This is a genomic window from Paraburkholderia nemoris, from assembly GCF_905221015.1.
In the GTDB taxonomy this organism is placed as follows: Bacteria; Pseudomonadota; Gammaproteobacteria; order Burkholderiales; family Burkholderiaceae; genus Paraburkholderia; species Paraburkholderia nemoris.
Genome location: NZ_CAJNBO010000001.1, coordinates 143,265 through 169,849 on the forward strand (window position 1 = coordinate 143,265; position 26,585 = coordinate 169,849).

Sequence of the window (26,585 nt, forward strand, 5' to 3'; positions counted from 1 at the left end):
CGCCGGTCCCGGCGCGAGAATACTTTTCGCCTGCCGCAAACGCGCGAAAACAGATGAAGCCTACAAATTGAAAGAAATTCCGCGCTGAAGGGCTCTTTTCGACGCCTGTGCCTCGCGCGGCCGGGGGCACACATCACGACGATCATCAAGGAGACAAGCTGTGCTTCCCGCAACCATGCCGATCAACGTTGGCAATACCGCTTTCATGCTGCTGTGCGCGAGCCTCGTCATGCTGATGACACCGGGTCTCGCATTTTTCTACGGCGGCCTCGTCGAACGCAAGAACGTGCTGGCTATCATGATGCAGAGCTTCATCTCGCTCGCATGGACAACCGTGCTGTGGTTCGCGTTCGGCTACTCGATGTGCTTCGGCCCAAGCTGGCACGGCATCGTCGGCGATCCGACCTACTATGCGTTCCTGCGCGGCATTACGCTGCAAACCATGTACACCGGCAACGACGCTGGCATTCCGTTGGTGGTTCACGTTGCCTATCAGATGATGTTTGCGATCATCACGCCGGCGTTGATCACAGGTGCGTTCACCAACCGCGTGACGTTCAAGGCCTACTTCCTGTTTCTGACCGGCTGGCTGGTGCTGGTGTATTTCCCGTTCGTGCACATGGTCTGGAGTCCGGATGGACTGTTCGCGAAGTGGGGCGTGCTCGATTACGCGGGCGGCATTGTGGTCCACAACACCGCTGGATTCGCCGCGCTAGCGTCGGTGTTGTACGTGGGGCGCCGTCAGACCCTCACGCACAAACCACACAACGTGCCCTTGATCGCGCTCGGCACGGGCCTGCTGTGGTTCGGCTGGTACGGTTTTAACGCGGGCTCAGAACTGCGCGTCGACGCCATCACGGCTTCGTCGTTCCTTAACACCGATGTCGCCGCTTCGTTCGCTGCCATTACGTGGTTGCTGATCGAATGGGCCAACGCACGTCAGCCGAAATTCATCGGCTTGCTGACCGGCTCGGTCGCCGGCCTCGCGACCATCACGCCCGCAGCCGGCTATGTGTCCTTGAGCACCGCCGCGATAATCGGCATTTCTGCTGGTGTGATCTGCTATTACGCTGTTGCGCTGAAAAACCGGCTCGGCCTCGACGACGCGCTCGACGTGTGGGGCGTGCATGGCGTGGGCGGCCTCGTCGGTACTGTTCTGCTCGGCGTGTTCGCGTCGAAGGCGTGGAATCCGAATGGCGCGGATGGCCTGCTGTTGGGTGGCGGCGCATTCTTCGTCAAGCAATGCGTGGCGGTATGCGTGTCCGGCGTCTGGGCGTTCGTGTTCACGTGGGGCATGTTGTGGCTGATCAACCGCGTGACACCCGTTAAGGTGGGTGAAGCCGCCGCGCAGCACGGGCTCGATACCGAGTTGCATGGCGAAGTGGCTTATCTGGACGCGTAAGCCCATGGTCGCCTCTGTGCTAGCGTTGGGTCTGGGCCCAACGTTAAGCGCAACACCATGGAAAACCTCCTCAAGAAGCTCGACCTCACCTCGCTGCGCCTGTTCGTCGCCGTCTGCCAGGAGCAGAACATCGCGCGCGCGGCTGAGCGCGAGTTCATCGCGTCGTCCGCGGTGAGTCGGCGCATTGCTGAAATCGAGGCGCTGATCGGCTTGCCGGTGATCCAGCGCCAGTCGCGCGGCATTACGGTGACGCCGGTCGGCGAGACCGTGCTGCGCTATGCGCTGGCGATCATCGGCAACATCGAACAGATGAGCGCCGAGTTGTCGCGCTTTTCCTCGGGAGCGAAGGGGCGGGTGCGGGTGGTGGCGAATCTCTCGTCGATCGTGCAGTTTTTGCCGGAGGACGTGGCGGCTTTCGGGCGGGCGTTTCCGGAGGTGTCGATCGAACTGGAGGAAGAGAACAGCGCCGACGTGCTGCGTATCGTCGATGAACACGGCGCGGACTTTGGCATCTGCAATCCGGTGGCGGGCAGCGAAGCCTTCGAGCAAGTGCCGTATCGGGAGGACCGACTGGCGGTGCTGGTGCCGGGCGGCCATCGTCTGGCCACCGCTTCGCGCGTGGCGTTCGACGAGTTGCTCGACGACAGCTTCGTCGGCCTGCGCAGCGAGAGTGCGCTGACCAAACTTCTCGCCCAGCAGGCGGTCAACGCGGGGCGGCAGATCGACGTCAAGATCCGCGTCAGCAGCCTCGATGCGCTGTGCCGGATGGTCCATGCCGGCCTCGGCATCGCGATCGTGCCCGAGCAGGTGGGGCTGCTCTATGTGAACGCACTCGACGTGCGCCTGCTGTCCTTGAGCGACGCCTGGGCGGTGCGGCATCTCATCATGATCTTCAAGTCGCGCGATCAGTTAAGCGCCAGCGCGGCGGCGCTGGTGGGGTTCCTCGGCAGCAAGCCCTAGCCCGCGGGGCGCCTCGCACCATTCTCCAAACAAGACGTCTGCGTTGCTGGACCGGCACTTCGGCATTGCCTGCGCGCGCCGTATAGTGGGCGCAAGGAGAATGCCCATGAGCGATACGATTCGTCTGGACGGCCGCGTGCTGTACCTGTCCCAGGACCCCGCGGTGATCGAGGCGCAACTCGCCGGCGAAAATTTCACGCGCGCCACCGCCGGTGCGCTGCGCGACAACGTCTCCACCGACGAAATCACACCGGTCACCGTCATGCTTACCTATGACGAACGCCTCGGCCAGTATCCGTACGTCGGCTTCAAGGCGGGCGAGCGCATGCCGATCGGCCGCGATGCGGTCAAGAATGGCGGCTTCCAGGTGACGGTGGCGGGCAAGCGCTACGGCAAAGGGTCGTCGCGCGAATCGAGCCCGTTGGCGGAGTTGTCGGCGGGTATTCGCCTGATCGTCGCGGAGAGTTTCGAGCGTATCTATCAGCAGAACTGCGACAACATAGGCATTCTCACCACCACCGATTTCTCCGTGCTCGATCGTCTGATCGCAGGAGAGGCGGTGCCGATCGACGAGTTTCTCAAGGGGCGCGATGCCCTCACGCAGCAGATCATTCGCAGCGGCGGCTTGCTTGCGTACAGCAAGTTCGCGGACTGGCCCGCGCCACGTGTGCGGGAGACGGCAAACCCGGCAAACGTAGCAAGCACCGCCGAACCGAAGACGCTGGTCGAGAAGATCATCGAGCGCCATCTTCATCCCGGCATTGAAAGCGCGCAGCGCGGCGACGGCGTGTTCATCGCCGCCGATTGGCGCTTCAGCCACGACTATTTCACCGGCATGTGCGCGCATCTGATGCATCGCGCGTTCGGCAAGCCCGCGCCGCTGCATGCGCCGGATCACATCATCGCTTTCCAGGATCATTTGGTGCTCGCCTCGCAAAGCATTCCGCACGTTCGCGACGGACTGTTGCCGGGCGTTGCCAATCTGATGGAAGGGCACACCTCGTTCTCGCGCGACTATCCGGTGCGCTCGCACGGCGCGCTCGACAACTCGCCGGGTTCCGAAGGCATCTGTCATGCGTTGATGGCCGAGCAGTACGCATTGCCGGGGCAGGTTGCGTGCGGCACCGACTCGCACACGCCGCATTCCGGCGCGCTCGGTTGCCTTGCATTCGGTGCGGGCGCAACGGAAATCGCGAATAGCTGGGTGACGGGCTACGTGCGCTGCAAAGTGCCGGAGACCTTGCGCATTGAAATCGACGGCACGTTGCGCAGCGGCGTCACCGCGAAGGACCTCGTGCTGCACCTCTTGCAGATGGACGCGATCCGCTCGGGCGGCGCGATCGGCCTCGTGTTCGAATACGGCGGCGCCGCAGTGCGTGCGATGTCGATCGACGAACGCGCCACGCTGACCAACATGGTCGCGGAATTGGGCGGCTTCACGGGCATCGTCGAGCCGGACGAACGCACAGCGGCGTTCCTGAAGGAGCGTCGCGGTGTCGATTTCACCCTTGAAAGCTGGATGAAAAGCGATGCCGGCGCTACGTATCGCGACACGATCCGCATCGACGCCACCGCCATCGAACCGATGCTTGCGCGTCCGGGTGATCCGGGCAACGGCGTGCCGGCGCCGCAACTGGAGCAGGACGTCGCGATCGATATCGCGTATGGTGGCTCGTGCACGGCGGGCAAGCGCGAAGACTTCGACTTCTATCACGAGGTATTGCGCTGGGGCGTGGAGCAGGGCATGCATGTGCCCGAAGGTACGCGTCTCTTCCTGCAATTCGGCACCATGGCCGTGCGCGCCTATTGCGAGAGCCAGGGCTATTTGCCGGTTTTCGAGCGTGCTGGCGTGACGCTCGTGATGCCGGGCTGCGGTTCATGCGCGAACTGCGGGCCGGGGCAGTCGGCGGATGCGAACGAGGTGACGATCAGCGCGATCAACCGCAATTTCCCCGGCCGCTCGGGGCCAGGCAATGTGTGGCTCGCGAGCCCGTACACCGTTGCCGCGAGCGCGCTGGCCGGAAAAATCACTACCTTCGAACAATTGAAGCGCGCGCGCAGCTAGAATGCTGGCCGGACCTTGCGGCCCGGCATCGTGATGCGCGTAGCACACGAAAGTACCTAAGGCCGGCACAAGACCGGCCGCGGCGAGCATCATCGTGCATCGCCTGAATGACCTGTATCACCAGGAGACAAACAATATGGCATCCCCCGATCACGCCGGGTCCGTCGCGCGCAGCGTCGGCGGCGCGGCGTCTTCCGCAAGCGCGACTGCTGCGGCGTCCGCAGCGTCCACCACGCTCGACGCCGGCAGCATCTCCGCGCGCCTCGACCGGCTGCCCGCCACGCGTTCCATCTGGAAGCTGGTGGTGCTGCTGAGCCTCGGCTTCTTCTTCGAACTGTACGACCTGCTGTACTCGGGCTACGTCGCGCCAGGCCTTGTCAAAAGCGGCCTGCTGACCGCGACGACGCACGGCCTGTTCGGCTCGACCGGCGTCGCGAGTTTTATCGCCGCGTTGTTCAGCGGGCTGTTCATCGGCACGATCGCGTGCGGCTTTCTGGCAGATCGCTTCGGCCGCCGCGCCGTGTTTACGTATTCGCTGCTGTGGTACACGGCGGCCAATGTCGTGATGGCGTTTCAGGAAACGGCGACGGGTTTGAACTTCTGGCGCTTCGTGGCGGGGATCGGCATCGGCGTCGAGCTGGTGACGATCGGCACGTATATTTCGGAGCTTGTGCCCAAGCAGATTCGCGGCCGCGCTTTCGCATGCGAGCAGGCCGTTGGTTTTACGGCCGTCCCGGTGGTGGCTTTTCTCTCTTATCTATTGGTGCCGCGTACGCTGCTCGGCCTCGACGGCTGGCGCTGGGTGGTGCTGATCGGCGCGCACGGTGCGCTGTTCGTCTGGTGGATCCGGCGCGCGTTGCCGGAAAGCCCGCGTTGGCTCGCGCAACAGGGGCGTCTCGCCGAAGCCGATCGCGTGATGAGCGCGCTCGAAGCGAAAGTACGCAGCGAATACGGGGGTGAACTGCCGCCGCCGGCACCGCCCGTGCCGGTCGCGCCGCGCGGCAGCTTCCGCGATATGTGGGTGCCGCCGTACCGCAGCCGCACGCTGATGATGACGATCTTCAATATCTTCCAGACCGTCGGCTTTTATGGCTTTGCGAACTGGGTGCCGACGCTGCTGATCAAGCAGGGCATTACGATCACCACGAGCCTGATGTACTCGAGCGTGATCGCGTTGGCCGCGCCTATCGGTCCGGTGATCGGCCTCTTTATCGGCGACCGCTTCGAACGCAAGACGGTGATCGTGGTGATGGCGGCTGTGAATATCGTGTGCGGTTTGTGGTTCAGCCAGGCGTCTGGCGCGGTATTGCTGGTGAGCCTGGGCGTATGTCTGACGCTCGCGGGCAACATCATTTCGTACAGCTTCCATGCGTATCAGACCGAGCTTTTTCCGACCAGCATCCGAGCGCGAGCGGTGGGCTTCGTTTATTCGTGGAGCCGCTTCTCGGCGATTTTCACGGCGTTTCTGATCGCCGCGGTGTTGAAGCACTTTGGCACGACTGGTGTGTTTGTGTTTATCGCTGGCGCGATGCTGATTGTGATGCTGGCGATTGGGTTGATGGGGCCGCGGACGAAGGGGCTTGAGTTGGAGAAGATTTCCAGGTAGACGGGCACGAATGGGTGCTTTCGACCCACATGGGACCTTCAGATTTGCCGAAAGCTGCCGTTCACATAGCTTATAGGCGGCTCCGACGTATAAGATCGGTCGAGGCGAAAATTCAACACTCCGACTCGCTGCAGCGACTCAGAGTTGTCTTGGAGTGGGAATCCTCTTGAAAACAATCGTAAAGCGCTTCCTGTTAGCGCTGATCGTCCTGATGGCTTGCGTTCGCGGTGGAGTTGCTCTGGCAGAAACCCCATCTGATCAGTCCTTTTCTCCTGATCCAAAAATCCAGAAAATTGCGGAAGCCTACTCGCTAGACGCCGTCGACTTCTCCACAAAACAGTTTGGAATAAAACTCGACTGGTCGGACGCGAGTATTGCAAATGTCGAAAAGGCCTTGGCGCAAATGAGTTCATCCTACGTCGGCACGAGTCCCAAGCCTACGGACGAACAAGTTATGTCGTTTGCGAAAGCCTACGGAAGTTACGTCGGAGAGGTGTATCGCCGCAATCATGGTGGCGAATGGGGTATGGTCACCCTTGGCGGAAGCCGATTCCCGGGTCTGCAAACCACCTCAGGTTCCAGCTTCTGGCCATGGGGACGAGTATTCAATCGGATCACAAAGGGGGCGGAGGACAGCATCGCCGACTACTACGTGGCCCTATTGAAAAGGTAGCGGACGGCGCATCCAGTCAACTTGGCCTTGAAGGTCTCAACAATTCAGGCCACGACGTCGGCCGTCCGAAAGTGGCCGAATCCCGTCCGAAGCCGAACCTCCCTGACCACGACCAGATCGTGACCACGACCGAATCGATTCACACGCCAGATGTTCCCGGCGTAAACACACTCCTCATCGCCGCTGCCAGCGATGACATGCTCGTCGGTTCTATAGCCGCCGAACAGGCAAGAATTTCCGAACCGACAACGCCAGTATTGCTACGGTCGTCCGGCATATAGGCTTTCGCCTGGGTTATACCCGGAAGCACTACCCTGGGGCCTCAAGGACGTGCTAAAAATAGTCGATATCCCGTAAGCGCGAGTGAAGGTCCGATCCGGAGATTGGAGAATCCCACGCGGTCTGTCGCACGGAATTCCGAGGTGAAAGTATGGAAAAAAAAGTGCTCGTCGCGGTAGCCGCTGCGCTTATGTCTTCGGTAGGCGCGCTGCATTCCGAATCCGCCCGTGCCGCTGATGCTGCACCCTCGGCCTTCGAAGACTCGACCGTCGACGCCTCTCTCGACCCCGGCGAAAAACGCGTCTCCACTGATGCCGACATTCAGGCGCGCCTGGCAGACCTGCGCTATGCGTATTTCATCGGCTATAACGCGCGCGCGAGAGAAGACTCGAAATCCTATGCGACGTTGGGCGACGAGGTGAAGCATCGGCAAAAGCAGCCTGCTGCGCCGGCCATGCCCGCATCGCCGAAGCCAGTTGCCGAGCGGGTTGCACCCCCAAGGCGGGTCGTAGCGCAAGCCGCGTCGCCGAGGCAAGTATCCGCACCGGTCACAGCGCCGAAGCGGGATGCTGTTGCGCGAGCCACGCCACCCAGGCAGGTCGTCGCGCAGGCGGCCCCTGTGCCGCTGAAGCACGCCCCCACGCAAGTCGCGTCTGCGCCGCCGAAGCGGGTCTCTGCACCGGTCGCGGTCGCGTCGGTGAAGCAGGCTTCACTGCGGGTTACGCCGCCTAAGCGAGCTGAAATGCCGCCCTTGCCTTTGAAGCAGGTTTCTACCCGGACCACGCCGCCGAAGCTGTTTGGCACCGAGTCCGAGCCGCCCATACTGATTCCGACGCAGGCCGTGACGGCATTGCCGCATGATGACGACGCGCAGGTGACGCAGAGGCGCGATGTGCAGAGCGCTCAGCGGGCGGTGCCGCAGTATCGGCAGGCCGATGAGGAACCGCAATACGCGGCGGAGCAGGGAACTCAAGCGGCTTACAACCGGCAAGCCCGCCAATATCAGAATCAGCAGCCCCAGCAATATGCAGCGGTGCCGGCCTATAACCAGACTTCAACAGAGTCTCAGGAGTCAGGTGGGTACGCCAGGCGGGAATACGCACCGCCGCCTCGAACTGTTCAAGCTAACCAATACGCGCCAGTTCCGTATCCGCCCGCGCGGTACCAACCGGTTGACGCGCAGTCCGCCTATGTACCTCGGCCACCCGCTCAAGCGGCGGCGCAGCAGGTCATCATAGTGGGCCGCCCGCCTGCCTATCCGGCATACAACGAGATGTACACGCCGCCTGAAATGCGACGGCCGTATCCCGCCGGTTACGGCAATCCGGCGCAGCCTGCCGGATATCAGGGATGGGAGTAGGCGCACTCACACGCATGGGCCGCTGGGCGCGCTGACTCACGTATGCAACGGGCCGTTACAGGCGTCCCGTTTCCATAATGGAAACAACATGCGCATGCCGGACACGTGCGATGGCACTGCCGTGACTCCTATCGCCCATCATGGCGATTCCTGTGAAGGTCCATAATCGTATCGATTGCCGCCACTGGAGCATTCCCAACCAGCGTGACTCGACGGCTGGTTCATGCCAGAAACTTGCTGGATGGGTAACGGGGGCGTCTCGGCCGATACCGTTACAGGCGGCTTTCGTTAGAATGTGTTTGCGATCCTTATATTCATCTAAAACCGGAGACAAACGTGCCAGGCTTACTTCCCGATGTCGACCGCGAGGGACTGCTCGAGTATTCAGTCGTATACACCGACCGATCAATCAATCATATGTCGCAGCTCTTTCAAGGAGTGATGCGTGATATTTCCGGTTCTCTGAAGAAAGTCTACAACGCGAAGTCGGCCGTGGTTGTGCCGGGCAGCGGGACGTTCGGCATGGAAGCCGTTGCCCGGCAGTTCGCGACGGGCAAGAAGTGTCTGGTGATTCGCAATGGCTGGTTCAGTTTTCGCTGGTCGCAGATTTTCGACATGGGCGGCATTCCGTCTGAATCGATCGTGCTGAAGGCGCGCCCGGTCGAACAAGGCAGACAGGCTGCCTATGCACCGCCACCGATCGAAGAGGTGGTCGCTGCGATCAGGGAAAACAAGCCGGATCTGGTCTTTGCGCCGCATGTCGAAACCGCATCCGGGATCATGCTGCCGGACGCTTATTTGCGCGCGGTGGCCGATGCTGTGCATGACGTCGACGGCATGTTTGTACTGGATTGCATTGCCTCCGGCACGGTCTGGGTCGACATGAAGGCGAGCGGCGTTGACGTCCTGATCAGCGCGCCGCAAAAGGGATGGAGCGCGTCACCGTGTTGCGGGCTGGTTATGCTTAGCCCGCTTGCCCGCGAAAGAATCGACGGAACTACCAGCACCAGTTTCGCTTGTGACCTTCGCAAGTGGCTGCAGATCATGGAAGCCTACGAGAACGGTGGGTTCGCGTACCACGCAACGATGCCCACGGACGGTCTCGCTACGTTGCGTGACGTCATGAAGGAGACCGAGGCATACGGCTTCGATAAAGTGAGAGTAGAGCAGCTTGAACTCGGCAAGCGCGTTCGCTCACTCCTCGTGGACAAGGGTTTTAAAAGCGTGGCGGCCGAAGGTTTTGGGGCTCCGGGCGTCGTCGTCAGCTACACGGACGATGACGGAATACGATCCGGTAAGAAGTTTGCTGATGCCGGCTTGCAGATCGCGCCTGGCGTTCCCCTTCAATGCGACGAGCCTGACGATTTCAAGACCTTCCGTATTGGGTTATTCGGCTTGGACAAACTGCATGACGTTGAAGGTGCGGTGGCCAGGCTCGCGAAGGCGCTCGACAGTATTCTTTAGGGCGGTTTTTCCTTTTGCGGAGGATGTGCGTATTGCTTGTCATCGCGACCGCCTCGGGAGGTGGAACCCGAGGCTTGGCGGATGGGCTATGCGCACTGTTCGGCCGTTGCCGACGTTCGTTGTTACCTGGTATTGCCGATGAATGTTCGCTTGCAGCCTGTTCCGCGTCAGGGAGCAACCGGCCAGGAACCGTCACGCCGCCTTCGGATCTGGCAGCAGTCTTTCGCACTCTGTCCTGACAACGCTGTAGCATTCGCACACGCGCCTTTCGAGTCCAGTTCGGTCCAGCACCTCAATGCGGCCATAGCTGTAACGGATCAGCCCCGCATCCTGCAGTTTCACTGCCGCTTCTGTCACGCCAGCACGCCGGACGCCAAGCATGTTGGCGATCAGTTCCTGCGTCATCGTCAGTTCATTCGACGGTAGCCGGTCAATACTCAGCAGCAGCCATCGACACAGTTGCTGGTCAATTGAGTGGTACCTGTTGCACGCGGCTGTCTGCGCGATCTGCGTGATCAATGTCTGGGTATATCGCAACAACAGGCGTTGCAGCGCACCCGCGCGATGGAATTCCTCTTTCAGGACACGGGCATCCAGTCGATATGCGCGTCCGGCGCTTTGCACAACCGCCCGGTTCGGTGTGGTTTCACCGCCCATGAAGAGCGCGATGCCAACGATCCCTTCGTTACCCACTATGGCAATCTCGGCGGATGCGCCGTTCTCCAATACGTACAGCAACGAAACGATCGATGTCGCCGGGAAATAGACGTGGTTGAGACGATCGCCAGCCTCGTACACGACCTGTCCCAATGGCATATCCACCGGCATCAGATGCGGAGCGACGCGAGCCCACTCCACTTCGTTCAGCACGGAGAGCAGGTTATTACCGTTCCGACTATCTTCTTTCAACATTTATTGCATCCCCCGCAGACGGTCAGGCAACTTTACAGTTGGTCATTTTCGTCAGGTCCGTTCGCAACGCCGGACGACATAAGAAATACGCCTGTACCTCAAGTTCGATCGGTCGCGATGTAATAGGCGCTACACTGGCGATCCAGCAGTCTCCTGCGGTGCGCCATGAATAATTTCACTAACAATTCCACCGCGCCCGGTACAACAGTCGCCCCCCGCATAGTCGCGATCGGCGCGTCGGCCGGTGCCCTTCACGCGCTGAGCCTGTTTTTCAGGGCGGCTTCCGCAATTCCGAGCGATGTTGCCTTCGTCATCGTGGTCCACCTGGCGCCAGGTTCGGAGAGTCACCTCCCCGGATTGCTGGCCAAAGACACGCGTTTACCCGTGTCAGCCATTGAGGATGGCGCAACACTGCGCGCGGGACATGTCTATGTCATTCCGCCGAAGGTGTCTGTCGTTATCGAGCAAGATACCTTCAGGCTGCGTGCCGCCGTTGATCGTCCAGCAATCCCCATGCCGATCGACGCGTTCTTCACGTCACTAGCGGCTGACCAACGGGACCGTGCTATCGGGATCGTGCTCACTGGCGCGAACGCGGACGGTTCAGCGGGCCTGAGAGCGATCAAGGCCGAGGGCGGCATGGTAATGGCGCAAACGCCTGACACGGCGGAGCACAGCGCAATGCCAAGCCATGCAATCGCAACGGGGTTGGTCGATTATGTGCTGCCGGTCGAAAACATGCCTGCTGCGCTGTTCGATTACATCACACGATCCACGGCCGGGACGTCGCTAGCCGCGGTGGATGCCGCGCGGCCAGTCGATCTTGAACCGGTGCTCAGGGCGCTTGCGGCTGCCGGATCAGATTTCAGGGGCTACAAACGGGGGACGCTTCAGCGTCGCATTGCCCGCCGCATGGCGGTCAACCGGATTGATAGCCTTGATGCCTATTGCGGCGTCCTGTCGGCCTCGCCGGAGGAGGTTCAGGCACTCAGTCTCGATATGATGATCGGTGTGACGGAGTTCTTCCGCGATCCTGATGCGTGGACCGCGCTGTCCGAACGCGTGCTGAGCGTACTGCTGGAGGAGCCGCAGAGCGAGCAGCCAATTCGTGTATGGGTGCCGGGATGCGCAACGGGCGAAGAAGCCTATTCGATGGCCATGCTGCTGACCGAGGAGATCGAGAAGCGCCGGGTGACGCGGCCGTTCATGATCCTTGCCTCCGACGTGAACCGCGTTGCGCTGGGACGCGCACGTCAGGGCATCTATTCGGCCAGCGTCGCGTCACCGGTGGGTGAAGCGCGGCTCGAGCGTTTCTTTCAGGCGCACAGCGATGGATTCCAGATCCGGCAGGAACTTCGCGAAACGGTTCTGTTCACCCCGCAGAACCTTATTGCCGATCCGCCGTTTTCCCGCGTCGATCTGATCAGTTGCCGGAACCTGCTGATCTACCTCGAGCCCGAAGCCCAGCAGCGGGTATTTGAGCTATTCCACTTCGCGCTCAATCCGAAGCGCTATCTGTTTCTCGGACGATCGGAAAGTACCGATCCCGATTCCACCCAGTTCCAGGAGGTGTCGAGAGCCTGGCGTATTTACCAGCGCAGTCCGGTCATCGCACCGGCTGTCACTGGCTACCGGTTTTCCGCAAGTACGGCACGCCGCGAGGAATTCCCGCCCGCAAGCCGCGTCGGTGTCCGCAGCAAGGGTTACGCGGAACTGGTCAACGCCACGCTGCTGGAAGAGCACCATGCCGCTTCCGTGCTGATCAATTCTGCTCACCAGGTGCTCTACGTGAGCGGCTCGACGGACGAATATCTGATGCAGCCGGCAGGTGAGCCAACCGGCAATATTCTCGACATGGCGCGCGACGGCCTGCGCCTCAAGCTGCGGATCGTATTGCGCCGGGCGATCCAGGACCAGGCAGCCTCGTCGGTCAGTGAAATCGTCGCTGACGGTGGTGCGCCCGCGGTGAAAATCACGGTGACGCGACCGTTCGACACGACGCATGCCGGCAAGGCATTGCTTGTCATCTTCGCCAGGTTGCCGACGGCCGACCGGTCTGTGTCGACGGCGCCCTCCGGCGCGGATTCCGACCTCTGGCACCTCGAGAGCGAGCTTCGCACAACGCAGGTGGAGCTTGGCAGCACAATCGAGGAACTGGAGGAGAGCAATAGCGAATTGCGGGTATCGAACGAAGAAATCCTTTCGATGAATGAGGAACTGCGCTCCGCGAACGAAGAGCTCGAAACGTCGAAAGAGGAGCTACAGGCTGTCAACGAACAGTTGAATGTCGTCAATTCCCAGCTCGAGCAGAAGCTCCATCAGTTGGAGGTTCTCAGTGAGGACGTCACGAATCTGCTTGCCAGCACGGAAATATCAACACTGCTTCTCGACAGGCAGGGTCTGATCAAACGGTTTACGCCCAGCGCGGCGAGGATCCTGGGACTTGCGCCGCCGGACATCGGGCGCAGGATCGTAGAGGTTCTCGGCAACCCGCTCGGCAACGCGTTGCCGGAGGAGGTCGACAGGATACTTCTGGGCCTCAACGAGAAGGTGGAAAAGGAAATCGAAACCGCGACCGCGGAATGGTATGTCCGCCGCATTACGCCCTATATTGCGGTTCGCGGAATGCCGCCTGCTGGCGTCGTGGTCACCTGGACCGATATCACCCAGGTCAAGCTGTCCGACGAACGCGCCCGGCGCCTTGCCGCAGTAGTTCAGGATTCGAACGACGCGGTGACGGTATTCGACCTCAAAGGCCGCTTTCTCGCCTGGAACCGCGCGGCTAGCGCGATGTACGGCTATAGCGAGACTGAAGCGTTGCGTATGACCGTCTCCGACCTGGTGCCACGCGGTGCCAGGCAGGATCATCTCGACTTCATCCACCACGCTGAGCACAACGAGGCGCTGCATTCCTACGAGACACAGCGGGTAACGAAGGACGGACGCGTGGTTGATATCTGGCTCACGCTGTCGGTCCTGTCGGACGACGCGGGCAACGCTATTGCGGTGTCGTCAACTGAGCGCGATCTCGTCAACCGCAGCGTGAGCAATGCTCACCTTCGCGAGCGTGCCGAACAGCTGGCGGTCGCCGACCGTCGAAAAAACGAATTTCTGGCCATGCTCGGCCATGAGCTGCGCAATCCACTTGCGGCGCTGGTTTCCGCCGGAGATTTGCTCGCGTCGAAAACGGTTCCGGTCACGCAGAAGGACTGGGCCGCCGGCGTCATTCAAAGGCAGGGGCGCGCAATGATGCACCTCGTGAACGACATGCTCGATATCACCCGGATAACGAGTGGCAGCATCGAGTTGAATCGACAGACGGTTCTGCTGAAAACAATCGTCCAGAGCGCCATCGAAGTTTGCCAGCCGATCGTCGATGAGCGCCGCCATTCATTGTCCGTCTCCCTGCCTGAAGAGCCCATCTGGTTAAACGCAGACTCGACCCGCCTGTCGCAGGTCATCGAGAACATCATCATCAACGCGGCGAAATACACCGCGCCGGGCGGTTCCATACAACTGCGGGCGACCACCGCGGCACATCGGCTTTCGCTCAGCATCAAAGACAACGGGAATGGTATCCCGTCCTCGATGCTGGAGAGTCTTTTCGACATGTTTGTCCAGGGGCCCGCATCCGGCAGCCAGCGCAACAACGGCCTGGGTGTTGGCCTGTCCGTGGCGCGGCGACTGGTCGAGTTGCATGGCGGTTCGGTTCGGGCCATTAGCGACGGCAAGACTGGCAGTGAGTTTGTCGTCGATTTGCCTCTCGGTCCGGGACCCGTCCCCGGAGATCGGATCAGTGCGCAGCCGGCACCGGTCGCCGCACGCCCGCAGCGAATTCTGATTATTGATGACAACGCCGATGCGAGTGAGGCGTTGGGCATGCTTCTCGCCAATGAGGGTCATCAGGTCGAGACGCGCGTAGATGGTGTTTCGGGGCTCAGCGCTGCGGCAACCTTCAACCCTGACTTCGTACTTCTCGACATCGGACTCCCAGGCATGGACGGATACGAAGTAGCGAGAAGGCTACGCGAATCCGGGGCAAATCGAAATGTGATCCTGGTGGCCGTCACCGGATACGGACTGCCGGCGGATCGCCTCAAATCAGTCGAGGCTGGGTTCGACCATCATCTGACCAAGCCGGTCGACTATGAAGCCTTGATCCGGTTATTTGGCGCAGGGACGCAGGGGACACCACGCATGTAGAGGTTCCCTCAGCCGCCATGCGGTCTGCCACCATACCGACTTTTTCCGGGTGATACGGCAGAGTGGGTTCAAGCCCGGCGAACGCGTCCTGATCGGGACGATTGCGAATGTCGGCGTGCATGGCGTGAAGGTGGATCTTCATCTGGAAAACCTGCGGGACCGAAATATCACCATCACCACGCGGCTGGTCGATACCGTCAGTACACCGATGCTGCCGGACACGTTGCGCGCCCGCAAGCTCGACGCCAGGCTTCTTGTTACGCATCGCTTCCGACTCGATCAGATTCTTGACGCCTACGAGACCTTCGAGCGTGCTGCGGACACGCGCGCGCTGAAGGTGATCATCTCGGCATAGCCGTTCGCCGCGACGATAGTGTTACCGCTCTAGCGCGGCCTCTCTCATAGGCCTTCGATATGAAATACAAAGACTATTACGAAGTGCTGGGATTGCCGCGCAGCGCGACGCAGGACGATATCAAGCGGACGTATCGCAAGCTCGCTCGCAAATATCACCCGGACCTGAGCAAACTCGACGACGCGGAGCCACGCTTCAAGGAGGTCGGCGAGGCGTACAGCGTGCTCAAAGACACGGAAAAGCGCGCGGCCTACGACCGGATGGGCGACCAGTGGCGCAATGGTCAGGACTTCGAGCCGCCGCCGCAGTGGGACGAGGGCTTCGAATTCAGCGGCGGGGAAGACCGCGGAGCCGAGGATGCACGCTTCAGCGAATTCTTCGAGGCACTGTTTCGCGGAGAACATGCCAGGCATGCGACTTCAACCCGCGCGCGCATTTTTCAGGTGATGCATCATGAACGTATCGCGCACTGGCTGGCTCGAATGCCTGATCGTCGAGGAGCAGGTGGAGTTCACGCTACTCGAATTGTGCCGGGTGTCCGGTGCTTCTGAAGTCCAGCTCGTTGAATGGATCGAGCAAGGCGCGATTGAGCCGAAATACGTCAGCGAGGACGATGGCCCGCACTTCGACGGCGTCTCATTGCGCCGCGCCCGCAAGGCTCGCCATCTCGCGCAGGATCTCGAGATCAACGCTGCCGGCATCGCGCTCGCACTTGATCTGCTTGATGAAATCGAAGCCTTGCGAGCGCGGTATCTGAGGCGATAGGGCAGTTCGCTTCACGCAGGCTTGAGATGATTCTGTCCGCGATGGTGTCGCCCGTCTGAGTAAACGACAGCCACATTGGCCGTCGTCGCTGCTGGGTAAAGCTCGCGGTTCATCGATAACAGTCGGCGCGGCTACATTCCGAACTTATGTTCCGCAATGTATTTGTCGCCGTACGCAAGTGCTGCCGCATAGCCTTCCTTGCTCGTCGCAAAAACGCCGACGTCGTAGTGCTTGTCGGCCGAAGGAAGGCAGCCTTCAACAGCGTGCCGAAGATGAAAATCGAATGTCCCGTCCTGTAGTTCCTGACATTCGGGGGTGAATGTATGGATACGGGCTTGATACAACTTCTGAATGTTCTGCCTCATGACCTGCTCCCGCCTTAAACGCCTTTGAAGGTTCTCGTTTTCGGTTGATCTGGCACGGTCCGGACTTGATGAGGACCGTGGTCCGTGCGGCGATTTATTCCGATGCGACTGGCTCGTCGGCGCCTGCGTCCGACCAATATCCATGCTTGTCGTAAAATTGGTGCAGCACGACCTCGTAACGCCGGTCGATCGGCATCGAGTCGTCATAAGCTGGGCTATTCTTGATGACGTCACGCGTCAATTTCGTCGATACGGTTGAATCGAACCAGTCGACTTCGTCTATCCAGTGAATCGCGATGAGCACGGCCTTGCCACCGGGCCACCAGTTGTGCGTCTCTACGACCAGGTAACGAATCGCCCAGTCGGTGTCGTCGTAAATGAAGTCCGATACGTGACCGATGCTGCCGTCGGCCGTCTTGAGGTGGTAGCCCTTGACCTCGTCGGTGCTACGCAGATGGACGTCGGGTTGCGGTTTGGTCGTATCCTGGGTTGGCCCTGGTGGCTCATCGGGCAGGGCGTCAGGCGCTACACCCGTTGGGTCATAGGCCGGGTAGGCGCCCATCCCCCATAGATTTGGGCCGCCCCAATAGGTCGGATAGCTGTAGTAGCGCAGATACTCGATCTCGTGCTGCCGCGATACCGGCTTGTGGGCGTCCAGCATTGGGCTGTCCCTCACTTGCTGCTGAGAGAGGCCGACATGCACGACGCTCGATCCGGGATCGGTGTGTTTCACCGAATACGGCGAAACCAGCACTTGCCGGTCATTGAGCCAATTGCCTGTTTCGACCACCAGGTAGCGCACACCCCATGACTCGTCGTCGAAATAGGCCTGGCTAACTGAGCCGATGTCGCCGTCCACTGCGCTAACTGTGCTTCCGTGCAAGTCTCGCATGCTTCGTAACATGGTTTCTCTACCCTGTGTTTCGACGAGGGCGCACATCACGCGCGTCCCTCGGCCTCAATTTCAAAGCGACGTGAGCCGCGTGACTTTTGTGCCTTCCAGCGACGCGCCCGCCATCAGGCCAGTGTTGGTCAACACGAAAGCGTCGACCTGTCCGGTCGCGGTGCTAGTGTCGAGATTGCCGTTCGCACCGACTTTCAGCAGGGCCACGGAGGCGTCGCCGCCAGCCGACCATCCGTCCCTGCTACGGAAGCGGTTGAGTGACTCGTCGGTCATGAACAGGAAGACGATTGCGCGCGATTGCGCGCCGATCTGCCAGCCGATCGAACCGGTCGCCGTGCTGTAGTAGCCGACCGTGTGTCCGCCGACGCGCAAGGAGCCTTCGCCATACTGACCGCCGACCACGAAGCCGGCATCGATCACCGACGGGAACGTCAGTACACCGTGCGCCTTGCCGACCAGTTCGCGTGATCCGCTTGCCATACCGTACAGGCGAGTCAGAGTCGAGTCGACGCCTGCATCGATGGTGCGGCGCTTGTCCATCTGCTGACTGCGGCTCGCATCGGAAGAAGAGGTGGTAGTGCAACCCGAGAGCGCTGCGCCGAGCACCAGAAGCGATCCGGATGTGCTCCAGATAAAGGTTCGTCTAAGCATGATTTTCTCCGCGCTGGTCAACGATAGAAGTCACGCTACGCGCACGCGCGGCAGAAAGCGGTACGACAACGTACAGAGATCTGTCTATGTTCAAACGCACAATCCGCGCAGACCCGTTAAGGCGTGGTCGGTGGCGCGTCGCGACGTACCACCAGACGCACGCGAACTATAATTTAAACAGGGTTTAGTCTGGTTCGACGTCCTCGCCCCATTCGTCTGGCGCATTCATGCAACTACTGCTGATGCCTGATACTGTTAAGAACAATTCTGCGAAAACGGTGCAGTTTCTGGACGGGATGTCGGGGAGCGATAAATGGAAAGCGAGCAACATTTCAAAGAAAACCACCTGCTTTCGGTTCTGCCGGAAGCAGAGCGGGCGCGCGTGGAGCCGTATCTCGTACCGGTCGAAATGCCCTTGGGGCAGGTCGTGTACGAGTCTGGCGATCGCCTTGATCATGTCTATTTTCCGACAACGTCCATCGTATCGCTGCTCTATGTGATGGAGGACGGCGCGTCCGCCGAGATCGCAATTGTGGGCAACGAAGGGATCATCGGTATTGCGCTCTTCATGGGCGGTGAAACAACGCCAAACCGGGCAGTCGTGCAAAGCGCAGGACAGGCGTATCGACTGGATGCGCGCATCCTGAAAGAGGAATTCCATCGCGCTGGCCCGGTGCAGCGGTTATTGCTGCGTTATACCCAGGCATTGATTACACAGATGGCCCAGACCGCCGTCTGCAACCGGCATCATTCGATCGACCAGCAATTGTGCCGCTGGCTGCTGCTCAGCATGGACCGCTTGCCGTCAAACGAGCTGAAGATGACACAGGAGCTGATCGCCAACATGCTTGGCGTGCGCAGATCCGGCGTGACGGAAGCGGCGCTGAAACTCCAGGACGCGGGGCTGATCCGCTACGGTCATGGCCACATCGAGGTACTGGATCGACCTGGACTCGAAAAGCGTGTGTGCGAGTGCTATGGCGTGGTGAAACGGGAGTTCGACCGGTTGTTGCCTGATCTGAGGGCGATATAGACGCGCATTATTCCGTCGGGCGAGTAGCGGCCCGGCCCCATTTTTAGCAAATTTTTCGTTCTTTCGATGGCGACGGATTAACTCCAAAATTGGCTTCTTTTTAACGGATTGGACTCCCCATCGTCGGCGCACACTGACATCGTGCCAATCGCGCAGGGAGCTTGAGATGTCTTTCCGCCACGACAAAAGTTACCAGTTCGAAGTTGACCTGCCGGACGTATCTATGTCCGATTGGAACGGTCCTGCGCCGTACTCCGACGCGGGCATGATGCGCGGCCTGCACCTCGCGTCGGAGTCCGTGTTGCGCCTCGCGACGCAGACTCACAACGCTGTCGCACGTGGCGACACGGTGGGTGCGGAAGTAGCGCGCGTATCGCTCGAAAAGCAACTGGCACTGGCCACGTGCCTGATCGATGAGCTATTGCTCAAAGGTACCGACCAACCTACGACACATTGATTGGCCGTCAGGCCAGACAGAACTAATCGCAGTGTCGAACTTCTGAAGACTGAAATGAGTGCCTTGACCGTAATTCTCAGCATTTGGACGATGGTAGCTATCTGCGCGATCCTCTTCATCCGCGGCGCCAGCCCGCGCGTTGAGCGGACCACCAAATCGCCGCAACGCCGCCCGGCGCGCTTTTCAATCGCTGAGTAACGGCGATCAGCTTGCCAATACGGCGGCGGCCGCGGCCGCTTCTTCGCCCTCACCCGAATTGCTTCCTTCGTTAAGTGATTGTCGTGAAGGGCGACAATCAGCAAACGCCGTGCTGCGGATACTCCGCGACGGCGAGGCAGACGAACACGAGGGGCGGTAGCCTCCATAGCCTAGCTGTTAGCTTGCGGCCACTAAGGGCCAGTCGCGAATGTGCGAGCGACGGCCGCAGCTTCGACGTTATCGGTCATTCGATTGATGCGAAATTCTGGACCGTGCGCCGTGCTCATGACAGCTAGTTGATACCTCAATTGTCGGCGTGCTCACGCGCGTTGCGGCGAATAGCCTGAGGTGGCTCACCGAAAGCTCGCAGAAACGCACGGCGCATTCTGTCTGGATCAGCAAAACCCGTTTCCCGCGCAACGACGTCAATCGGCAGCCTGCCCTGCTCGACCATGAGTCGCGCTGCTTCCAACCGCAAGTTCTCGACAGCTTTCGCAGGTGATTGCCCGGTCTCCTCACGGAACGCCCGGCTAAATTGCCGCACACTCAGATTGGCGGCTTCAGCGAGTCTGTCTACCGTCAGTGGGGTGTGCAAATTGCTTTTCGCGTAGACCAGCGCGGTTTGTATTCGGTCAGTTTTTGCATCGAGGTCCAGCAGTGTGGAGTGCTGTAGCTGTCCGCCGGCACGTCGATGGAACATGACCATTCGCTTGGCGACAATTCGCGCTACCTTTGCACCAAGATCTCTTTCCACCATCGAAACCGCAAGATCGGTCCCCGCAGTCATGCCCGCGGATGTCCATACTGGACCATCCACGATAAATATCCGATCTTCTTCGACTTTGACTTTCGGATACGTCGTCTGCAATTCGCGCGCGTGTGCCCAGTGAGTCGTGGCACGCCGATCGTCCAGAACGCCGGCTTGAGCCAAAAAGAACGCACCCGTGCACATTGAGGCAACGCGCCGGGTGTTTTTCACCGCGCCTCTTAAATATTCAATCAGCGCGGCGCTCGCCGGGTACGCGCCAGTGATGACGCCGCCGATGATCACCGTATCGAACCCACCTTCAGCGAAACTATCCGTCATGACGGAGTATCCGAGAGAACTTTGAACCGGCCCACCGCTTTCAGATATCAGACGTATCTCGTAGTACGGCTCCTTGGTCAGTCGGTTTGCGAGCTCAAACACTGTTAGTCCGCCGAAAACCATGACCTGGAAGCCTGGAACGACGATGTAGCCAATGCGCAGCATGATAGGTCCCGGAAAATAGCAGGACATACCGTTACGTCCTGCACGCTGGCGCCTGGCGCGAGCCGTCGCCTGCTGAGCTGTGATTCTAACCAGCGATCCCGATGCCGATAAGAGTGGCCGCGCCAGCATGGCCAGAATTGTCGGAAATACGTCCCTCCCGCCTCGTTGAGGGCTTCTACCATTAGCGGATTCCCGAGTCTCACATCGGACCAATCGAGAAACCCCTATGGAAAGCAACCTCTCTGGAACAGTGTCTATTCCTGCACCCTCTATCTCGCGCCGCGTGTTCCTTGCGAGCGGGACGGCCTTTGGTGCAAGCCTGCTGCTGGATCGCGGGGCGCAGGCGCAAAGCCCTGGAACCGGCGGCGTACCGGGTATCAAGGAGTACGACGTCAATACCAATGGCATCACCCTGCACGTAACCGAACAGGGAGATGGGCCAGCCGTACTCTTCTGCCACGGGTTTCCGGACACTTCCTACACGTGGCGCCGGCAGATGAAAGCGGTGGCGTCTGCCGGATATCGGGCAATTGCTCCCGATATGCGCGGCTATGGACGCAGTTCGGCGCCGACGGACCCAACCTTGTACACGCCACTGCAAACGGTCGGCGACCTGGTTGGCCTGCTCGATGCGTTGAAGATTCCAAGCGCTGTCCTTGTGGGTCATGACTGGGGTGCAACGCATGTGTGGCAAGCAGCGTTGATGCGTCCCGATCGATTCAAGGCCGTGTTCTGTCTGAGCGTGCCATTCGTTCCTCGTGGGGATGTCAGCGTCTTCGAGAAGATGCGCAGGTCCGGCCACCAGGATGATTTCTACATGTTCGAACAGATCCGGCCGGACGCCGATCAGATCTGGGCCGACGCCACGGTGACCATTCCAGGAATGCTGTACTGGGCATCGGGCTCCGCTCCCGCAGACAAGCGGTGGAGTCCGATGGATCCGGCACGCAGCCTTCACCGTGCGGCCCCCGGACCGTTACCGTCATGGGCGGAGCCTGATTACGTCGCTTATAACGTGGCGGAATTTCAGCGCACCGGCTTTCACGGTGCCCTGAACTACTATCGGGCCGCTGAACCGTACTTCTACCTGTCCGCTCCTTGGAAGGGCGCCAGGATTACCCAGCCTTCATTTTTCATCTGGGGGAAGGCGGATGGCTTGAAAGAGCTTTATCCGCTGACCATGGATCAGATGCGCTCCGGCGTTCCCGGTCTCGTTGGCGGTCTCGAACTCGACAATGTGGGCCACTGGGTACAACACGAAGCCCCTGATGTGGTCAATGAGCAACTCGTGAAGTTTCTGCAAACCGTAACGCCCACCTGACTCGCAATGGGATTGATACGGGGAAGAGACATCTATCCTGCGTGATGGCACCCGATCCCACGCACTTTGCAGCAGCCGCGCCGGCAAGAACTACATCCAACTGAAACGGATTTAACGATGGTGACAGGCAAAAGCCCCGTGTACAGGTTGAACAATGGAATTGAGATGCCCGCATTCGGACTTGGGGTGTTTCGTAGCGAGCCTGAGAAAACCGTAGCTGCGGTCAGATCGGCAGTCGCAAATGGATACCGGCTGATCGACACCGCTGCGGCCTATATGAACGAGCAGCAGGTTGGAGAAGGTATCCGCTCGTCTGGCGTCCCTCGGGAGGACGTCTTCGTGACGACCAAGGTGTGGATCACCGACTACGGCTATGACCAGACCCTTCGTGCTTTCGACCGAAGTCTTCTGAAGCTGGGATTCGATGTCCTGGACCTGTATCTGATTCATTGGCCGGTCCCTTCGGCCTTTGAGGCAACTATCGATGCCTACAAAGCCGCGCTGAAGCTCCTTGAGGAAGGGCGCGTTCGAGCGATTGGCGTGTGCAACTTCAGTTCCAACCATCTCCACAGTCTGATTGAGAAGACGGGTCATATTCCCGCTGTGAATCAGGTAGAACTGCATCCATTCTTCGTTCAGCGTGAACTTCGCGAAGCTGATGAGAAGCACGGAATCATCACCCAGGCGTGGTCCCCGATTGGCGGCATCAAACGCGACGGAGAAAAGGCGAAGACCTCGCAGGAGATGCATGATCCTCTCTCCCATCCGACAGTGGTGCTGCTCGCCAGGAAATATGGAAAGACCTCGGCGCAGATTATCCTGCGCTGGCAGATCCAGTTGGGCACGTCTCCCATCCCGAAGTCCGTGCGCCCGGAACGGATTGCCGAGAACATCGATATCTTCGGCTTCGCACTTACGTCGGAGGAAGTTCAGGCAATCAGCGCGCTCGACACCGGCGAACGTGGCGGACCGGACCCGGAGCAGGTGAGTCCGCAAACCTTTCCTATAATCAATCGTGACTAAACCAGACCTCTTTATGCCAGCCATGTCGCGCCGCAGTCTGCTCGCCAATGGAACCGCCTTTGGTGCAAGTCTGTTGATGAGTAAGGCAGCTTTTGGGTCTGGGTCTAGCGCTGCCGGCGGCACGGTGGTCGTCGGTGCCAGTTCAGATAATGTCCCTAACCTGACCGTGCATACCTTCAGCTCGCCGCGTCACACAACGCGCTACCTGGAGGCTGGCCCGGCCGATGGGCCTTTGATGATCTTCCTCCACGGCTGGCCAGAGATCGGCCTGATGTGGCGCGCGCAGATCGAGGCGTTCGCATCCGAAGGCTGGCGCTGCGTTGCACCGGATATGCGTGGCTATGGCGGCTCATCGGCACCGGCCGCTTCCGAGGCCTATGCCTTGAACGAGATCGTCCACGACATGGTCGAACTGCACGACCATTTGGGGGCGCGCCCAGCAATCTGGGTTGGCCACGACTGGGGAAGCCCCGTGGCCGGAGCGCTCGCTGCACACCACGGGGCGCGCAGTCGCGGCGTGGTGCTGATCTCAGTCCCTTACTTTCCGGAGGGCTTCGCGCTGCCCAATCTCGTGCCGCTGATCGACCGTCAGTTGTACCCTGCGGATCAATATCCGGATGGGCAGTGGGATTACTTCCGCTTTTACCTGACGCACTTCAGCCAGACGGTTAGCGATTTCGAGGCGGACACCCCGGCAACGCTCGCGTCGCTCTATCGGCGCGGCAATCCTGCGTCTGTCGGCCAGGTCTCTCCGTCCGCCTTGATCACAAAGAACGGTGGGCGTTATGGCTCGGCGCGTCGCGCTCCGGCGACGCCGCCTGATCCGGCGCTCTGGACGCCCACCGACTTTAACGCGCTGGTCGATGCGTTCGATGTCAGTGGTTTCCGTTCGGTCAATGCCTGGTACCTGAACGACACCGCCAACATTGCCTACGCGCGCACAGCGCCGAAAGGCGGCCAGCTACGCCAGCCTGTTTTGTTCGTCAACGGTGATTGGGACGCAATCTGCGACATCAACCGCAGTCGCCTCGGAGAACCCATGCGCAGCGCCTGCGCCGACCTTTCCGTAACGAACCTGCCCGCTGGTCACTGGCTTCCGCTTGAGCGTAAGGCTGAACTTGTCCAAGCGATTCGTTCGTGGCTTAAGACAAGCGGGTTGTAGCGGGTGGACCGGCCTCATGAACGTTTCCCGGTCGAAGTGAACCAGTTCGTCGATTGGCTGAGGCAAAGCTTCCTCGCATGAGGTTAATCAAGCATCCCGACGTGCCACAGATCCAACAGCCCTTTCCCTACAGCGTGGAGTGTTCGAAATGTCCGATAAGAAAATTTTTGTTGCCGGAGCGACAGGCGATACCGGTGGAGCAGCTACCGAAGCACTTGTAGCGGCTGGTGAAAAGGTACGCACGCTGGTGCGGAAGGAGGACCAACGTTCGGAACGACTGAAGTCGCGTGGAGTCGAGGTTTTGGTCGGTAACCTTTCCAGTTTGGACGACGTGGCACAAGCTCTCGAGGGCATTTTTTCCGCGTACTTTGTCTATCCAATCGAAGCAGGGGGAATACAGGCGAGCGTCTATTTTGCTCAGGCGGCCCGGGAGGCTGGAATCAGCGGGATCGTGAACATGTCGCAAATTTCCGCTCGCAGGAACGCAACGAGTCACGCCGCACGTGACCACTGGATCTCGGAGAGGGTATTTGACTGGTCGGGAATCCCGGTCACCCACATTCGCCCGACGTTCTTCGCACAATGGTTAACTTATCCCGGCCAGGTTGCAAACGTCAAAAAGGACGGAACGTTGCGACTGCCGTTTGGTAACGGACGTCATGCACCGATTGCAGCAGAAGACCAGGGCCGCGTCATCGCCGCGATTCTTCGTGATCCAGCTCCGCACGCTGGCAAGGTCTACCCGCTATACGGTCCCGTCGAGATGAACCACCATCAGATTGCTGATGAAATGAGCAAGGTTCTGGGCCGGGAAGTGAAGTACCAGCCGATCGACCTCGATATGTTCGAAAAGCGTTTGAATACCGATTCGAAATTTAGCGATGCATTTTCACAGCATCTCCTGTCTGTCGCTGTCGACTATCAAAATGGCGTTTTCGCCGGTACCAATACGCTGGTCGAGGAACTAACGGGCACCCCGCCCATGACCGTCGAGGCGTTCATCCGGAAGCACGTGGCGGTCTTCGCAGACTGACGGTCTAGTCCTGCCCTCGACAGAAGCTGCTCGCGATTGTCTGGACTTGCGAAGGACGCTTTGTGAGCAGGTATCCCGATCACCAGAGAACGCATGAAGTAGTTGGCACTGAGCGCAAAGTGCGAACCCTTCCGGTTCCAATACCCGCGATATATGACGTAGTTGATTCTGAATCGGATTCGAAACTTTGACCCGAGAGAGCGGACTGTGCATACGGCCGCTACCGAATGCAAAGGAGTCGTTCCTGTGGCGGCGCCGACTGGCAGTTCCGGGTCGATCAGAGCCGCTCATCATCCGACTGAGTTCGGCCACCAAGAGTCGTTCGCCGGCAGCGTCGATTGGACATCAAGGCGATCGCTGCACACCGGCAACCGGCCGTTCGACAGGTGTTGCTGAAAGACTCGGGCCGACAATGCGCGCTTCCATCGACTCGCACCAAGCCCGGTAGGTCGCTTCGAGCTGATGGCCACGCGATTGCCCCTTCGCACCGATTCCCCCGTGCTCCGAACTGGATCGACGCGGCCGACGTATGTCAGGTCACGATGATCCTCCAGGCTCTCAGGCCGTCTTGTGGCTCACCAGGCTAGTCATTGCGCAGCAGCAGTCGAGATTCCGGGCGAGCAGGAGCGCCGCTGGCGTCGTTCAGGTCGTCGAGCCTTTTCAAATCCCGAATCACGTGGAAACGATCACGCATTGAATCAAGATCAATCAGTCTCAAAAACGCAAAGGTATCCTGATAAGCTCGCATCCAGGGGCTCATTGCGGAAGCCACAGCTTTTCGTCCCTCGGTCGTCACGGCGAGCTGACGTGTCCGCCGATCTCCCTTGTGGGTGATCGATGAGATGAGCTTGCGACGGAACAATGGTGCCAGATTGGCTGACAGGTTCGATCGGTCCATTGCCAGTTCTGCTGCCATGTCGCCGAAAACCATTGGTTCGCGTAGATGTAGCAAGGCGAGCATACAAAACTGGGATGCGTTGACGTCCGTATCCCGCAGCGCTTCGTCGAAATGAGCCCATAAAGCGCGCATTGCGCGCTGGGCGAAAAAATGGTTGAGCGCGAGAGCGGAGATTTCTCCGATTGCGAGCATCGACGACTCGAAATTCTGACTTTCCATATGTGCGGTTCCGGGTGCGTACGGG

At 59.9% G+C, this 26,585-nt stretch carries 21 protein-coding genes and 2 pseudogenes; 17 read left to right on the plus strand and 6 right to left on the minus strand.

Going from position 1 to position 26,585, the window contains the following annotated elements; genetic code table 11:
- Positions 1–160: 160 nt before the first annotated feature.
- The 7 genes from KHO33_RS00675 to KHO33_RS00705 all read left to right on the plus strand — a co-directional run bounded on the left by KHO33_RS00675 (position 161) and on the right by KHO33_RS00705 (position 9,809).
- Complete coding sequence (locus KHO33_RS00675; RefSeq protein WP_200562106.1) at positions 161–1,402, plus strand: ammonium transporter; 1,242 nt, start codon at positions 161–163, stop codon at positions 1,400–1,402.
- A 57-nt stretch (positions 1,403–1,459) separates the two neighbouring features.
- Positions 1,460–2,362, plus strand: coding sequence for a LysR family transcriptional regulator (locus KHO33_RS00680; protein WP_200562104.1), 903 nt, complete (start codon positions 1,460–1,462; stop codon positions 2,360–2,362).
- A 106-nt stretch (positions 2,363–2,468) separates the two neighbouring features.
- The gene (locus KHO33_RS00685; RefSeq protein WP_200562102.1) at positions 2,469–4,427 is read left to right on the plus strand and encodes an aconitase family protein; all 1,959 of its coding nucleotides are present in this window, start codon (positions 2,469–2,471) and stop codon (positions 4,425–4,427) included.
- Between the two features lie 136 nt (positions 4,428–4,563).
- Complete coding sequence (locus tag KHO33_RS00690; protein WP_200562100.1) at positions 4,564–6,033, plus strand: MFS transporter; 1,470 nt, start codon at positions 4,564–4,566, stop codon at positions 6,031–6,033.
- Between the two features lie 166 nt (positions 6,034–6,199).
- Positions 6,200–6,706, plus strand: coding sequence for a hypothetical protein (locus KHO33_RS00695; protein WP_200562098.1), 507 nt, complete (start codon positions 6,200–6,202; stop codon positions 6,704–6,706).
- Between the two features lie 430 nt (positions 6,707–7,136).
- Positions 7,137–8,345: a hypothetical protein gene (locus KHO33_RS00700; RefSeq protein ID WP_200562096.1), complete on the plus strand. Its 1,209-nt coding sequence runs from the start codon at positions 7,137–7,139 to the stop codon at positions 8,343–8,345.
- Between the two features lie 336 nt (positions 8,346–8,681).
- Complete coding sequence (locus KHO33_RS00705; RefSeq protein ID WP_200562094.1) at positions 8,682–9,809, plus strand: aminotransferase class V-fold PLP-dependent enzyme; 1,128 nt, start codon at positions 8,682–8,684, stop codon at positions 9,807–9,809.
- Positions 9,810–10,001: 192 nt separating this feature from the next.
- On the opposite strand, the gene KHO33_RS00710 is transcribed toward KHO33_RS00705, so the two are convergent.
- Positions 10,002–10,721 (minus strand): Crp/Fnr family transcriptional regulator, encoded by a 720-nt coding sequence (locus tag KHO33_RS00710; protein WP_200562092.1) that lies wholly within the window; start codon positions 10,719–10,721, stop codon positions 10,002–10,004.
- A 165-nt stretch (positions 10,722–10,886) separates the two neighbouring features.
- On the opposite strand from KHO33_RS00710, the gene KHO33_RS00715 reads away from it, so the two are divergent.
- From KHO33_RS00715 to KHO33_RS00730, 4 genes and pseudogenes are all read left to right on the plus strand, one after another.
- Complete coding sequence (locus KHO33_RS00715) at positions 10,887–14,924, plus strand: CheR family methyltransferase (protein WP_200562090.1); 4,038 nt, start codon at positions 10,887–10,889, stop codon at positions 14,922–14,924.
- A 94-nt stretch (positions 14,925–15,018) separates the two neighbouring features.
- Positions 15,019–15,279: pseudogene (locus KHO33_RS00720) on the plus strand (alcohol dehydrogenase); the annotation flags it as partial.
- A gap of 59 nt (positions 15,280–15,338) precedes the next feature.
- Positions 15,339–15,675: pseudogene (locus KHO33_RS00725) on the plus strand (DnaJ domain-containing protein); the annotation flags it as partial.
- Between the two features lie 138 nt (positions 15,676–15,813).
- Entirely contained in the window at positions 15,814–16,044 is a 231-nt protein-coding gene (locus tag KHO33_RS00730; RefSeq protein ID WP_236074645.1) for a chaperone modulator CbpM, read from the plus strand.
- Positions 16,045–16,175: 131 nt separating this feature from the next.
- On the opposite strand, the gene KHO33_RS00735 is transcribed toward KHO33_RS00730, so the two are convergent.
- From KHO33_RS00735 to KHO33_RS00745, 3 genes are all read right to left on the minus strand, one after another.
- Entirely contained in the window at positions 16,176–16,409 is a 234-nt protein-coding gene (locus tag KHO33_RS00735) for a hypothetical protein (protein ID WP_200562084.1), read from the minus strand.
- Between the two features lie 94 nt (positions 16,410–16,503).
- Positions 16,504–17,313: a PRC-barrel domain-containing protein gene (locus tag KHO33_RS00740; protein WP_200562082.1), complete on the minus strand. Its 810-nt coding sequence runs from the start codon at positions 17,311–17,313 to the stop codon at positions 16,504–16,506.
- Positions 17,314–17,373: 60 nt separating this feature from the next.
- Positions 17,374–17,964, minus strand: a complete 591-nt coding sequence (locus KHO33_RS00745; RefSeq protein ID WP_054042588.1) for a BPSL1445 family SYLF domain-containing lipoprotein — start codon at positions 17,962–17,964, stop codon at positions 17,374–17,376.
- 313 nt (positions 17,965–18,277) lie between these two features.
- Between KHO33_RS00745 and KHO33_RS00750 the strand changes: the two genes are divergently transcribed.
- Both KHO33_RS00750 and KHO33_RS00755 read left to right on the plus strand, forming a co-directional pair.
- Positions 18,278–18,997, plus strand: a complete 720-nt coding sequence (locus KHO33_RS00750; protein WP_200562080.1) for a Crp/Fnr family transcriptional regulator — start codon at positions 18,278–18,280, stop codon at positions 18,995–18,997.
- Between the two features lie 223 nt (positions 18,998–19,220).
- A complete protein-coding gene (locus KHO33_RS00755; RefSeq protein WP_407946150.1) occupies positions 19,221–19,454 on the plus strand; it encodes a hypothetical protein in 234 nt (77 codons plus the stop codon).
- A gap of 502 nt (positions 19,455–19,956) precedes the next feature.
- On the opposite strand, the gene KHO33_RS00760 is transcribed toward KHO33_RS00755, so the two are convergent.
- Entirely contained in the window at positions 19,957–20,904 is a 948-nt protein-coding gene (locus tag KHO33_RS00760; protein ID WP_054041342.1) for a GlxA family transcriptional regulator, read from the minus strand.
- A gap of 226 nt (positions 20,905–21,130) precedes the next feature.
- On the opposite strand from KHO33_RS00760, the gene KHO33_RS00765 reads away from it, so the two are divergent.
- The 4 genes from KHO33_RS00765 to KHO33_RS00780 all read left to right on the plus strand — a co-directional run bounded on the left by KHO33_RS00765 (position 21,131) and on the right by KHO33_RS00780 (position 25,443).
- Positions 21,131–22,225: an alpha/beta fold hydrolase gene (locus KHO33_RS00765; protein WP_200562076.1), complete on the plus strand. Its 1,095-nt coding sequence runs from the start codon at positions 21,131–21,133 to the stop codon at positions 22,223–22,225.
- Between the two features lie 117 nt (positions 22,226–22,342).
- A complete protein-coding gene (locus KHO33_RS00770; RefSeq protein ID WP_200562074.1) occupies positions 22,343–23,248 on the plus strand; it encodes an aldo/keto reductase in 906 nt (301 codons plus the stop codon).
- Positions 23,241–24,410 carry an alpha/beta fold hydrolase gene (locus KHO33_RS00775; RefSeq protein ID WP_236074646.1) on the plus strand — a complete coding sequence of 390 codons (1,170 nt, stop codon included), beginning with the start codon at positions 23,241–23,243 and terminating at the stop codon, positions 24,408–24,410. The genes KHO33_RS00770 and KHO33_RS00775 overlap by 8 nt, the downstream gene beginning before the upstream one ends.
- Positions 24,411–24,558: 148 nt before the next feature.
- Positions 24,559–25,443 carry an NmrA family NAD(P)-binding protein gene (locus KHO33_RS00780; protein ID WP_054041338.1) on the plus strand — a complete coding sequence of 295 codons (885 nt, stop codon included), beginning with the start codon at positions 24,559–24,561 and terminating at the stop codon, positions 25,441–25,443.
- Between the two features lie 583 nt (positions 25,444–26,026).
- Here the strand turns inward: KHO33_RS00780 and KHO33_RS00785 are convergent.
- On the minus strand, positions 26,027–26,560 hold the full coding sequence (locus KHO33_RS00785) for a MarR family winged helix-turn-helix transcriptional regulator (protein ID WP_054041336.1): 534 nt from the start codon (positions 26,558–26,560) through the stop codon (positions 26,027–26,029).
- Between the last annotated feature and the right edge of the window lie 25 nt (positions 26,561–26,585).